The following is a 12,246-nucleotide window of genomic DNA, read 5'->3' as shown; positions in this document are numbered from 1 at the left end:
GCGATACCAACGGTATTCCGCAACTCGTGGGTAGGGCCAACGAAGTTGCTACCTTGCCGCGATGGAGCCCGTCGACGCCCACGCCGCACCGGCCCGGCTGAGGACCCTGCCGAGCTGGCTCGTCAACCAGGTCGCCCTCGCCGCCAACCGGGCGGTCGCCGAGGGCCTGGCCGCCGCCGGCACCCGGCGCCACCACTACTCACTGCTGGCCGCCCTCGACGACGTCGGCCCCGCCAGCCAGGCCGAGCTCGGCCGCCGCACCATGATCGACCGCAGCGACGTGGTGGCCGCCGTCAACGAGCTGGCCGACCAGGGCTACGTCGAGCGCACCCCCGACCCTGCCGACCGCCGTCGCAACGTCGTGAGCCTCACCCCCGCCGGTCGCCGCCGGCTCCGACAGCTCGACCGCCTGCTGGCGAAGGTCCAGGACGACATCCTCGCCCCGCTCCCCGCCGAGGACCGCAACCGCCTGGTCGCCCTGCTCACCCGCCTGGTCGAGCGCTGACGCGCGGGCGACTCAGGGGCCGGCGGGGTGGGCGGACTCGAGCGCGGTGACGACGGCGGTCATGTGGGCGTAGGTGGCGTCGCGGGCACCCGTGACGTCGCCGGCGGCGATCGCGTCGCGGATGCGCTGGTGCTCCTCCCAGCTCATGCCCTCCCGGTGCGACGACAGCACCGAGAACACGAGCTCCGTCTGGTGCCGCAGGGGCGCCACGGCATGGCCCAGGTAGGGGTTGCCCGCCATCTCCTCGATGGCGACGTGGAACTCGCGGTGGCACTCGGCGGCCCGCACCAGGTCGTCGCCGGCCGACGCCCGACGCCCGTCCTCCAGCACCGCGGTCAGGCGCGCCAGGCCCTCGGCGTCGTCCCGCCCCGCCGCCAGCTCGGCCGCGTACGCCTCCAGCAGCGCCCGCAACTGCAGCAGCTTGCGCACGTCCTCCAGGTCGAACGACGAGACGTAGGCACCCTTGCGGGGCCGCACCTCCACCAGGCCGGTGCTCTCCAGCGCCCGGATCGCCTCCCGCACCGGGTTGCGCGACACGCCCAGCCGCTCGGCCAGGCGGTCCTCGACCAGCCGGTCGCCGGGCTTGAGGTCGCCCCGGGTGATCATCCCCCGGAGCTCGTCCACCACCGCTTCCCGCAGCGTCCGATGGGTGCTTCCGACGCTCATGCTCCGCACGCTAGACCGGCCAATCACGGTAGTTATCGGTCATCCGACCCGGGTGAGGGCGCGGAGGGAGCCGACGGTGGCGCGCTCGACGAACCGGCCCGACTCGATCGCCGGGCGGTAGATCTGCTCGTAGGGGGCCTGGCCACCGGCGGCCGGGTCGGTGAAGACGTCGTGGATCAGCAGCAGACCGCCGGGGGCAACGTGCGGCGTCCACGTCTCGTAGTCGTGCCGGGCGGGCTCGGCGCCGTGGCCACCGTCGACGAACAGCAGCGCCAGCGGCGTGGTCCACCAGCGGCCCACCGTCGGCGAGTCGCCCACCACCGCCACCACCGACGCCTCCAGCCCGGCGTCGAACACAGTGCGCCGGAAGATCGGGAGGGTGTCCATGCGACCGACCTCGGGGTCGACCAGGTCGGGCTCGTGCCACTCCCAGCCCGGCTGGTTCTCCTCGGAGCCGCGGTGGTGGTCGATCGAGAACAGCACCCGCCCCCGCTCCCGGGCCGCCGCTCCCAGGTAGATGGCCGACTTGCCGCAGTAGCTGCCCACCTCCAGGAACGGCCCGTCCACGTCGACCGACCGCGCGGCGTCGAACAGCGCCTCGCCCTCGTCGGGCGGCATGAAGCCCCGGGCGGCCTCGGCGAGCTTGCGCAGGTCGGGGTCCATCACGCCGACGCCGACGTCGACGACGCCGGCAGGGCGTTGGCCCGCGCCACGTCCGAGAACCACCTCGCGCTGGCCTTGGGGGTGCGGACGAACGACGTGCGGTCGACCTCCACCAGGCCGAAGTGGGGCCCGTAGCCCAGCGCCCACTCGAAGTTGTCGAGCAGCGACCAGTACGTGTAGCCCCGCACGTCGATGCCGTCGGCCAGGCAGCGGCCGACCCCCTGGAGCGCCTCGCGCACGTAGGCGATGCGCTGCTCGTCGTCGCCGGTGCCGATGCCGTTCTCGGTCACCAGCAGCGGCACCTCGCCCCGGGTGTAGTCCCAGGCCCGCCGCAGGGTCGCCTCCAGCGCGGCCGGGTAGTACTCGTAGCCCATGGTCAGGACCGGGACGCCGTCCTCGGCCCCCACCTGCCCGTCGGAGCCGACCCGCTGGCGCGTGTAGGTCTGCACGCCGACGTAGTCGTCGCCCTCGACGGCATCGAGGAACACGTCCTCCATGCCCCGCCGGTAGCGGTCTCGCCGCGACTCGCCCCCGTCGACGGCCTGGTAGTCGGTCATCGACAGCGTCAGGCCCACGGGGACACCCGGGGCGGCCGAGCGGATGGCGTCGACGGCCCGACGGTGCGCCTCCACGAAGTGGCCGTTGATCCGGCGGCGCGCCTCCGGGTCGCGGTGGCCCGGCGGGAAGAACCCCACCAGCCAGCCCATCGTGGCCACGATGTTCGGCTCGTTGATCGTGCACGCCCGGCGCATGACGTCGCCCAGCTCGCCGGCGGCGCGCTCGCAGAAGCGGGCGAAGCGGTCGATCGTCGCCGGCTCGTCCCAGCCGCCGAGCGCCGTGACCCAACGGGGGGTCGTGAAGTGGTGGAACGTCACCGTCGGCTCGATGCCGCGGGCCAGGAGCGCCTCGCAGATGGCCCGGTAGTGGGCGATCGACGCGGCCGACCACTCACCCTCCTCGGGCTCGATGCGGCTCCACTCGATCGAGAACCGGTAGGTGTTCAGGCCCAGCTGCGCCACCAGGTCGACGTCCTCGGACCAGCGGTTCCACGAGTCGCAGGCGTCGCCCGAGGGCTCCTGGCACACCGTGCCTTCGGCGTGCTCCCACGCCCACCAGTCGTTGTTCCAGTTGGCGCCCTCGATCTGGTGGGCCGCGGTCGCCGTCCCCCAGAGGAACCCGTCGGGGAACCGCACGGTGTCGTCAGTCACGGCGGAAACCTACCGTCGTGTCCTGTCGTCGGCCCATCGACAACTAGCCCGTACCAACCACCCCGCCGCCGCCCCAAAAGGTCTCGGCTGGCGCCGAGGCCCTGTAGCTTCTTCCGGCGTGTCGCAGACGGCGGTCGACGACCTGGTCCAGCTCATGGATCTGGAGCCCATCGAGGTCAACATCTTCCGAGGGGTCTCCCCGAAGGAGGACCGCCAGCGCGTCTTCGGTGGCCAGGTGGCCGGTCAGGCGCTGGTCGCCGCCGCCCGCACGCTGGAGGACGACGGCGGCCAGGTCCACTCGCTCCACGCCTACTTCCTGCGCCCGGGCGACCCGACGGTGCCGATCCTCTACGAGGTCGACCGCATCCGCGACGGGCGCTCCTTCACCACCCGCCGGGTGGTCGCCATCCAGCACGGCCAGGCCATCTTCAACATGTCGGCCAGCTTCCAGGTGCCCGAGGAGGGCCTGGAGCACGCCTTCCCGATGCCCGACGCGCCGGACCCCGAGTCGCTGCCCGACCGCCGGGCCCGCCTCGCCCCGCTCGCCGACAAGCTCGGCGACCTCCTGGACCGCCCCCAGGCCATCGACACCCGCGTCGCCGACTGGGCCCCTGACGACCGGACCCGGGCGCTGCCGCCCTACCAGCGGGTGTGGCTCCGGGCCGACGGCACGCTGCCCGACGACCCGCTGCTGCACACCATCGTGCTGACGTACGCGTCGGACATGACCCTGCTCGACACCACGCTGCTGCCCCACGCCGGCACGTGGTTCACACCCACGTTGTTCATGGCCAGCCTGGACCATGCGATGTGGTTCCACCGGTCGTTCCGGGCCGACGAATGGCTGCTCTACAGCCAGGACACACCCACTGCATCGAGTGGTCGCGGCCTGGCCCGCGGCCTCGTCTACACCCAAGGGGGAGATCTCGTGGCTTCGGTCGTACAGGAAGGCCTGATCAGGGTGGGCCGCCCATGAGCCTGCTGACCACCCTCACACCGCGCCGCTGCGTCGCCGCCGTCGCCCTCGGCACGCTGCTGGCCACCACCACCGCCTGCGGGGACGACGACGACGAGAGCAGCGGCGGCGAGCCCATCCAGGGCCAGCTCGACCAGGCCGACCCGCCCACCACCGACGCCGAGGGCACCGCGGTGGTGCCGCTCGACGAGGTCGACCTGACGCTCACCTCCATCGGTTCCTTCGACGCGCCGATCTCGATCATCAACCGGGCCGACGACCCGGCCCTGTACGTCGTCGGCTGGAACGGCACGGTCACCAAGGTCGACGTGGCCGGCGAGGGCGACGCCCGCACCTACGAGGCGGCGTCCGAGCCCCTCATCGACATCGACGACGACGTCGTCACCGAGGGCGAGGAGGGCCTGCTCGACGCGACCTTCTCACCCGACGGCGCCCGGCTGTACGTGAGCTACACGGCCGAGCCGGACGGCCACAACGTGATCGCCTCCTACGAGTTCGACGGCGAGTCGATCGACGAGGGCTCCCGGCGGGAGATCCTGACCGCGGGCCCGGCCCAGGCCAACCACAACGGCGGCGACATCGCCTTCGGCCCCGACGGCTTCCTCTACTTCGGGTTGGGCGACGGCGGTGGCGGCGGCGACCCCGACAGCAACGGCCAGGACACCGAGACGCAGCTGGGCAAGCTCATGCGCATCGACCCCGAGGGCGCGGTGGCCGCGGGCGACGACGAGCCCTACCTGATCCCGGCCGACAACCCGTTCGCCGACGGCGGTGGCAGCCCCGAGGTCTGGGCGTACGGCCTGCGCAACCCATGGCGGTTCTCGTTCGACCCCGCCAACGGCGACCTGTGGATCGGCGACGTCGGCCAGGGCGAGTGGGAGGAGATCGACTGGCTGCCCGCCACCGACGGCACGGGAGCCGGTCGGGGCGCCAACCTGGGTTGGAACGCGATGGAGGGCTCGCACCCGTTCGAGGGCGGCTCGAACCCGGACGGCGCCGTGCTGCCGGTGTACGAGTACGCGAACGGCGACGACGGCTGCGCCGTCACCGGCGGCGTCGTCTACCGGGGGCCGGCCACGTCGCTCGAGGGCATCTACCTGTTCGGCGACTCGTGCCAGAACTACGTCCGGGCGATCCGGCTGGCCGACGGCGAGGTCGTCGACGAGGGGCGCTTCGAGGACGCGAGCGTCGAGCAGCTGGTGTCGTTCGGCACCGACAACGGCGGCGACGTCTACGTCGTCGGGCTCGGCGGCGGCGAGATCTTCCGCATCGGCGCCAGCTGACCCGGTCGCCCCGGACGACCCCGCCGACCTGGCCTTTCGGTACCCCCGAGGGGGTACCCACGAGGTACCCGGGCCGGTATCCACGTGCTGATCGCGTGGATACCGGGTCCCGGGCGGACATCGTCACGCGAATGCAACACACGTACCCTGCTCCGTAGCACCTCCCGTAGTGCGATCCTCCGGCAATGTGGTGCATGTCCACCACGACGCGAGGAGGGCGACATGGACTGGGCAGACGCCGATGCGCTGGCATCGACCGAGAGACATCTCCGGTTGATCACGCGTGGCTGCGAACGTGACACGTTGAAACGCTGGGGAGCCAGTTGCACGCCGCTGCAGGAGGCCGAGCTGGCCGCCCCCACCGACGTGAAGCCTTGGCTCCGCAGCCTGCCGACCAAGGCCGCCGACGCCGTGCTGGGCCGGCTCGTCGGCTTCGCCCAGGGCGGCGACTCACCGGCCATGCTCACGGTGATCGTGTGCCTCGGGCCGGGCATCCGCAACCTCGCCGCCCGCACCACCGTCACCGCCGACGAGGCCGTGTCGGAGATCGCGCTCGGCATCCTCGACTACCCGATCGAGCGGCGGACGTCGGTGGCCGGGGGGCTCCTGCTCGACGCCCGCAACCGCATCTACCGCTCCGCCCAGCGCGCCGCCCGGTCGGAGCCGTTCGACGACGACGACACCAGCCACCCGGCCGCGCCCGGCGAGCTCGGCACCACCACGCCGCCGGCCCAGGAGATCATCCAGCTCGTGTGCCAGGGGCGGCGCGACGGCCTCCTCGACCACACCGAGGCCCAGCTCATCATCGACACCCGGCTCAACGGCCACCGGGTCAAACCCGTCGCGAAGGAGCTCGGACTGACGCCCTCGGCCGCCTACCAGCGCCGCAGCCGCGCCGAGGCCCGCCTCACCCAGGTCGTGGCGTGACCCCGCGGGTTCCCTACTCCGCCCGTGGTGTGAACCCCGTCCAACCACCCCGCCGCCGCCCCAAGCGGTGTCAGCTGGCGCTGACCCGTGACATCCCGTGGGCGTAGGGGCGGGCGAGCGTCAACAGGTAGTCGCCGGCTGGGTCCGTCCAGCTGGCGACTACCGCCATCCCGGCGACGGCCAGCTCGTCGGTGACCTGCTCGGGGGTGAACTTGGTGCTGATCTCCGTGCGGATCTCCTCGCCTTCGGCGAAGCCGATGCGCAGGTCGAGCGCCTGCACGTCGACACCCATCGCCTGCTGGGCGGACAGCCGCATCTCGACGCAGCTGTCCTCGGCGTTCCAGCGGGCCACGTGGTCGAACTGCGAGGGTGAGAAGTCGGCGCCCAGCTCGCGGTTGAGGACCCGGAGGAGGTTGCGGTTGAACTCGGCGGTCACCCCGGCGGAGTCGTCGTAGGCCGCGATCAGTCGCTCGACGGGCTTCACGAGGTCGGTCGCCAGCAGGAAGCGGTCGTCGTGCGTGAGGACCCCGGCCACGTCCCGGAGGAAGCGGCGGCGCTCGTGCCGGTCGAAGTTGCCGATGGTGCTGCCCAGGAAGGCGACCAGCCGGGGGACGCCGACGTCGGGGATGGCGTCGAGGTGGCGGTGGAAGTCGCCGGCGATGGCGTGGACGCCGACCTCGAACTGGGCCGCGGTGGTGGCGGCCGCGGAGCGCAGCGTCGCCTCGGAGACGTCGAACGGGACGTAGCCGGCCAGGCCGTGGCGGCTGCGCTTCATGGCTTCGAGGAGGAGGCGGGTCTTCTCGGAGGTGCCGGAGCCGAGCTCGACGAGCACCTCGGCTCGGGCGACGTCCGTGATCTCGTCGGCGCTCGCCCGGAGCAGGTCGCGCTCGGTGCGGAAGGGGTAGTACTCGGGCAGGCGGGTGATCTGCTCGTAGAGGGCCGAGCCCCGGTCGTCGTAGAACCAGACCGGCGTCATCCACTTGGGGTGCGCGGTGAGGCCGGCGATGGCGTCCCGCCGGAGGGCCTGGCGGAAGTCGCTCTCGTGGACCCGGACGTCGACGCTCACCCCACCGTCGAGGAGCGCTGTCTTGGCGCTCATCGGTCGACCGCCAGGCGCAAGCCGCAGAACGGCCACCGGGACGACGGGTAGAAGAAGTTGCGGTAGGTGAGTCGGGTGTGGCCGGCGGGAGTGACGCAGGCGCCGCCCCGCAGGGCCTGCTGGTTCACCATGAACTTGCCGTTGTACTCACCGACGGCGCCGGCGGCCGGCTGGAAGCCCGGGTAGGGGCCGTAGCTGCTGGCGGTCCATTGCCACACGGCGCCGGTCCACTGCTCGGGGTCGGCGTCGGTGTCGCCGGGCGCTCGGGGGTGGAGGCCGCGCCCGTCGCCGGTGAGGTCGCCGATGTCGAGGCCCGCGACGGACCGGGCGCGGGCGGGGCTGCGGCTGGTGGCGACCGTCTCCCACTCGGCCTCGGTCGGGAGGCGACAGCCGGCCCAGCGGGCGTAGGCGTCGGCCTCGTACCAGCTGACGTGGCACACCGGCTCGGCGGGGTCGACCGGACGGGTGCCGGTGAGCGTGTGGACCTTCCAGGTGCCGTCGCCGCACTGGCGCCAGTACTCGGGGGCGTCCCAGCCCTGGGTGCGCACGGTGCCCCAACCGTCGGACATCCACAGCTCGGGCCGCTCGTAGCCGTCGTCGGCGACGAAGGCGAGCCACTCGCCGCAGGTCACGAGCGTCGGGCGGATCGCGAACGGGGTGAGCAGCGTGTCGTGCACCGGGGTCTCGTTGTCGAAGGCGAAGGCCCCGTCCTCGCCCTCGCCCTCGTGGCCCATCGCGACGATGCCGCCGGGGTGCTCGATCCACTCGGGCGGCGTGGCGGTCTTGGACGCCGCCGCCGCTGCTGCTGGCTGGGGGCGGGCGGGGCGGTAGGCCGGCTCGGTGGGGTTCGCCCCCAGCACGTGCTTGATGTCCATGAGCAGGAGCTCCTGGTGCTGCTGCTCGTGGTTGAGGCCCAGGGTGACCAGCCGGCCGGCGACGGGGTGCAGGTCACGGCCGAGGAAGCCGACCATCGAGTCGTCGACCTTCTCGCGGTAGGCGGCGATCTCGTCGATGCCGGGACGGGACAGCAGGCCGCGCTCGGGGCGGGCGTGCCGGGGACCGACGGCCTCGTAGTAGGAGTTGAAGAGGTAGGCGTAGGCGGGGTCGACCGGCGTGTAGCCGGGCTGGTGCTCGCCCAGCAGGAACGTCTCGAAGAACCAGGTGGTGTGGGCCCGGTGCCACTTGGTGGGGCTCACGTCGGGCATCGACTGGACGGTCTGGTCCTCGGCCGAGAGCGGCTGCGCCAGCTGCTCGGTCATCGCCCGGACCTCGAGGAAGCGGTCCGTCAGATCCTGGGGCGTCCCGGTGTCCCGGGTGCCCCCGGTCTGTCCGGTCTCTCCGGTCTCCCCGGCCTCGGCAACGGATGCGGTCATGATCCCCCCGCTTGGTGGGTCCGCTCGAATGGCGCCTTGCAACCTACAAAGGCATTCCACCGACACCGCCGCGCCAACCGCACACCCCGAGGTCAGCGGCGTGAGAAAATTCCGTCACATCGGGCGGAGGAGGCCAGGGTCGGACGGACCGACCAGTTCGCAACCCTCTGGTAGCCGAGCACCTCCCATCGGTAACAACGGTTAGCGACTACAAGCCGGTGAAGATGTCGGTGTCGGTTGTGCCCGGTGGGGCGGACCGGCGGATGTACCACTCGGTGCCCAGGGCGGACGAGAAGGCGTCTTCGGGGAGGGCGAGGAGGGGGCCGGTGTCCTGGATCTGGCTGGCGTGGGCTTCCATCGAGGCGCGCTTCCGGGCGAGGTAGGGGCGGACGTCGACGCGGGTGGTGATCTGGTCGCCGGGGGTGCCGAAGACGATGCCGGCGGCCTCGAAGTCGGGCAGGTCGTCGATCGACGCACCCGCCTCGGCCGCCGCCTTCATCATCGTGCGCAGGTGGTCGCGGTCCCACGTCAGCTCCAGCACCTGCGGCGTCCCCGCCAGCTCGGCCGCCCGCACGCCCACCCGGTGGACCTGGATGTGGTCCGGGTGGCCGTAGTGGCCGTTGACGTCGTACACGGTGAGGACGTCGGCCGCCTCCTCCCGCACGATGGCGGCCAACCGGGCAGCCGCCTCCTCGCCGTCGGCCCGCCAGAAGCAGCGCGGATCGTCGTTCTCGGGAGTGCCCATCATCCCGGAGTCCCGGTAGCCCAGCCACTCCACCCGGGCCACCCCCAGCACCGCCGCCGACCGCTGCGCCTCCACCATCCGCCGCTCCACCAGCGTCTCCCCCGGGTCGAGGAAGCCGTCGGCGACCTCGCCGACCTCCCCACGGGTGGCGTACACGACGACGGTCCGGTGCCCGTCGGCCGCGGCCTTGGCCAGCGTGCCCGACTGGGCCATGCACTCGTCGTCGGGATGGGCGTGGAAGGCGACCAGCGTGGACATACCGGCCCGACGCTAACGGCCGTCGCGGAGGTCGAACCGGTAGAGGTTCGTCTCCCGCGGGGTGAAGCCCAGGCGCTGGTAGAGCCGGTTGGCGGCGTCCCGGGAGGGGCGGGACGTCAGGTCGACGGTGACGCAGCCCCGCTCGGCGGCCCGGTCGAGCATCGCCTGCGTCAGAGCCTCGCCGATGCCCTGGCGGGTGGCGGACTCGTCGACCACCACGTCCTCGATCCACGCCCGCTGCCCTGTGGGGATGCGGAACACCGCCAGCGTCGACATGCCGACGATGGTCCCGTCGTCGGCCAGGGCGATGAACAGGTCGGTCGCCGGCGAGGACACGACGTCGCCCAGCTCCTCGACGGTCGGCGGCGGGTTCGACTTCGACAGCTGCGGCACCAGCTTGTCGACCGCATCGACGATCGCAGGCGTGAGCGTGGTGGCGATCTCGACCTTCATGGGTCCGCAACCTAGTGGCACGGCACGACGGCGCCCGCCCGCCCGGGATGAGGGCCCCGGCGGACCGCGTAGCATGAACGGGTGCGTCACATCCGGTGGGAAGAGCACCCGCCGCTGCGCGATCCGGTCTTCGTCGCAGCCTTCGCCGGCTGGAACGATGCGGGCGACGCGGCCACCGGGGCGGTCCGCTACCTGGTGGACCGCTACGAGGGCAACGAGTTCGCCCACGTCGACCCGGAGGAGTTCTTCGACTTCACCGCGGCCCGTCCCCACGTGCGGCTCGACGACGACGGCGCGCGCGAGCTGACCTGGCCGTCGACGGAGTTCCACGCCCTCACGCTGCCCAGCGGCCGTGACGCGGTGATGGTGGTCGGCACCGAGCCCCACCTGCGCTGGCGCACCTTCGGCGACCAGGTCGTGGAGATGGCGCAGAGCGTTGGCTGCAGCCTCTTCGTCACCCTCGGGGCGATGGTGGCCGAGGTGCCGCACAGCCGCCCCGTGCGCATCGTCGGCAACATCACCGAGACCCAGCTCAGCACCCGCCTCGACCTGCCCACCTCCACCTACGAGGGGCCCACCGGCATCGTCGGCGTGGTCACGCAGGCGTGCCTGAAGGCCGGGCTGCCGACGGCGTCGCTGTGGGCGGCGGTGCCCACCTACGTACCGGCGGCGCCGTCACCGAAGGCCGCGCTCGCCCTGGTCGAGCACACCGCGCAGGTGCTCGACACCTGGTTCCCCACCACCGAGCTGGAGATCGCCGCTGCGTCGTACGAGCGGCAGGTCAGTGAGCTGGTGGCGGAGGACGAGGAGACCGCCGACTACGTCCGCAACCTCGAGGACAGCCACGACCGCGACCTCGACCAACCCGGCCGGTCGCTGGTCGAGGAGGTCGAGCGCTTCCTCCGCGACCGACCGGACTGAGGCGGGGCAGGCCCATGGAGGAGCGGGTGGCGGCGGTGATCCCCGCCTGGAACGAGGCGGCGACCGTGGTTCCTCGACGCCGACCTGGTGGGCCTGCGCCCCGGTCACGTCGACACGCTGGTCGGCCTGGTGCGCAGCGGCGAGGCCGACATGGCGTGCGGCCTGTTCGACCGGGGCCCCGTCGCCAACCCGATCTTCCTGGAGGGCCTGCCGGTGCTCACCGGCCAGCGGGCGCTGCGGCGGGAGCTGTTCGAGCAGCTGGAGGTCGACGACGTGCGCGGCTACCGGGTGGAGGCGGCGCTCAACAGCCTCGTCGCCCGCGACGAGCTGGTGCGGGTCGACCGGGTGCTGCCCGGCCTGTGGCACCGCACCAAGGAGGAGAAGCTGTCGAGCCCGGTCGTCGGCCTGCTCACCAAGGTGGCGATGCTGCTGAGCGCCTGCTGGAGCTACGTCCCCTTCTCCGCGCTCAGTTGGACCAGGGGCGCTCGCGTGGCTCGTCGTACAGCACACTGACGGCCTCGCCGCGGATCGCCCGGAACGCCTGCGCGCCCCACTGGTCGATGCCGGCGAGCGGCTGGGGCAGCTTGTCCTCGCCGAACCAGCCCACGTCGGACGTCTCCAGCGGGTGGGCCTGCAGCGACCCGCCCACCGCCTTGCACAGGAACACCAGGCTGTAGAGCGGCACGCTGGTGAAGCCGAGGCGCAGGCCGTCGAGCAGGGCGATCAGCCGCACCGGCTCGCACAGGATGCCCGTCTCCTCCCGCACCTCCTTCACCGCGATCTCGCTGGCGGAGTAGCCGACGTCGGCCCAACCGGTCGGGTACAGCCAGACGCCCGAGTCGGCCCGCTGCACCAGCAGGATCTCACCCTCGTCGTTGGAGACGACCGCGCCCACCGCGACCTTGGGGGTGATGTAGCCGGCCACGCCCTGGCCGACGCCCTTCATCCACTCGTCGACGAAGTCCTCGGCGTCGAACTCCTCGTCGGCCTGCGCCGCGGCCCGGATGTCGCCGGCGACGGCCAGCACCTCCTCGAACCGCTCCCGCTCGTAGAGGCTCTCGGTGAACCCCAGGCCGGTGCGGGCGATGCCCGACAACGCCTCGGCCCAGCGGATCAGGTCCTGTCGGGTCGGGGGCAACCGGTCGCTCACGGGACGGACGTTATCCGAG

General features: G+C 72.2%; 14 protein-coding genes. 6 read left to right on the top strand and 8 right to left on the bottom strand.

What is annotated here, in order from left to right:
* Positions 1-61: 61 nt before the first annotated feature.
* Entirely contained in the window at positions 62-505 is a 444-nt protein-coding gene (locus VK611_22550) for a MarR family winged helix-turn-helix transcriptional regulator (protein HMG44130.1), read from the top strand.
* A gap of 12 nt (positions 506-517) precedes the next feature.
* Here the strand turns inward: VK611_22550 and VK611_22545 are convergent, their stop codons facing one another.
* From VK611_22545 to VK611_22535, 3 genes are read right to left on the bottom strand one after another with little or no spacing between them, the layout of a single operon-like run.
* Positions 518-1,171, bottom strand: coding sequence for a GntR family transcriptional regulator (locus VK611_22545; protein HMG44129.1), 654 nt, complete (start codon positions 1,169-1,171; stop codon positions 518-520).
* A gap of 39 nt (positions 1,172-1,210) precedes the next feature.
* Positions 1,211-1,897 (bottom strand): class I SAM-dependent methyltransferase, encoded by a 687-nt coding sequence (locus tag VK611_22540; protein ID HMG44128.1) that lies wholly within the window; start codon positions 1,895-1,897, stop codon positions 1,211-1,213.
* Entirely contained in the window at positions 1,834-3,042 is a 1,209-nt protein-coding gene (locus VK611_22535) for a glycoside hydrolase family 1 protein (GenBank protein HMG44127.1), read from the bottom strand. The genes VK611_22540 and VK611_22535 overlap by 64 nt, the downstream gene beginning before the upstream one ends.
* 118 nt (positions 3,043-3,160) lie before the next feature.
* Between VK611_22535 and VK611_22530 the strand changes: the two genes are divergently transcribed.
* From VK611_22530 to VK611_22520, 3 genes are all read left to right on the top strand, one after another.
* The gene (locus VK611_22530; GenBank protein HMG44126.1) at positions 3,161-4,018 is read left to right on the top strand and encodes an acyl-CoA thioesterase II; all 858 of its coding nucleotides are present in this window, start codon (positions 3,161-3,163) and stop codon (positions 4,016-4,018) included.
* Positions 4,015-5,301, top strand: coding sequence for a PQQ-dependent sugar dehydrogenase (locus VK611_22525; protein HMG44125.1), 1,287 nt, complete (start codon positions 4,015-4,017; stop codon positions 5,299-5,301). Before VK611_22530 ends, VK611_22525 begins: the two co-directional genes overlap by 4 nt.
* A gap of 303 nt (positions 5,302-5,604) precedes the next feature.
* Complete coding sequence (locus VK611_22520; GenBank protein ID HMG44124.1) at positions 5,605-6,228, top strand: hypothetical protein; 624 nt, start codon at positions 5,605-5,607, stop codon at positions 6,226-6,228.
* 70 nt (positions 6,229-6,298) lie between these two features.
* Here the strand turns inward: VK611_22520 and egtD are convergent, their stop codons facing one another.
* From egtD to VK611_22500, 4 genes are all read right to left on the bottom strand, one after another.
* On the bottom strand, positions 6,299-7,327 hold the full coding sequence (gene egtD, locus VK611_22515; protein HMG44123.1) for an L-histidine N(alpha)-methyltransferase: 1,029 nt from the start codon (positions 7,325-7,327) through the stop codon (positions 6,299-6,301).
* Positions 7,324-8,700, bottom strand: coding sequence for an ergothioneine biosynthesis protein EgtB (gene egtB / locus VK611_22510; protein ID HMG44122.1), 1,377 nt, complete (start codon positions 8,698-8,700; stop codon positions 7,324-7,326). The genes egtD and egtB overlap by 4 nt, the downstream gene beginning before the upstream one ends.
* A gap of 208 nt (positions 8,701-8,908) precedes the next feature.
* The gene (locus VK611_22505; protein HMG44121.1) at positions 8,909-9,703 is read right to left on the bottom strand and encodes a PIG-L family deacetylase; all 795 of its coding nucleotides are present in this window, start codon (positions 9,701-9,703) and stop codon (positions 8,909-8,911) included.
* 12 nt (positions 9,704-9,715) lie between these two features.
* On the bottom strand, positions 9,716-10,156 hold the full coding sequence (locus VK611_22500) for a GNAT family N-acetyltransferase (GenBank protein ID HMG44120.1): 441 nt from the start codon (positions 10,154-10,156) through the stop codon (positions 9,716-9,718).
* An 81-nt stretch (positions 10,157-10,237) separates the two neighbouring features.
* On the opposite strand from VK611_22500, the gene VK611_22495 reads away from it, so the two are divergent.
* Both VK611_22495 and VK611_22490 read left to right on the top strand, forming a co-directional pair.
* Positions 10,238-11,077, top strand: coding sequence for a PAC2 family protein (locus VK611_22495; protein ID HMG44119.1), 840 nt, complete (start codon positions 10,238-10,240; stop codon positions 11,075-11,077).
* An 87-nt stretch (positions 11,078-11,164) separates the two neighbouring features.
* On the top strand, positions 11,165-11,590 hold the full coding sequence (locus VK611_22490) for a hypothetical protein (protein ID HMG44118.1): 426 nt from the start codon (positions 11,165-11,167) through the stop codon (positions 11,588-11,590).
* On the opposite strand, the gene VK611_22485 is transcribed toward VK611_22490, so the two are convergent.
* Positions 11,544-12,227: an NUDIX hydrolase N-terminal domain-containing protein gene (locus VK611_22485; protein ID HMG44117.1), complete on the bottom strand. Its 684-nt coding sequence runs from the start codon at positions 12,225-12,227 to the stop codon at positions 11,544-11,546. The two genes, VK611_22490 and VK611_22485, sit on opposite strands and share 47 nt — an antisense overlap.
* Positions 12,228-12,246: the final 19 nt, after the last annotated feature.

It is taken from the genome of Acidimicrobiales bacterium (assembly GCA_035316325.1).
Taxonomy (GTDB): domain Bacteria; phylum Actinomycetota; class Acidimicrobiia; order Acidimicrobiales; family VFJN01; genus DASXTK01.
Note: the sequence above shows the minus strand (reverse complement) of the source record. Positions and strands in the feature narration are given on the sequence as shown.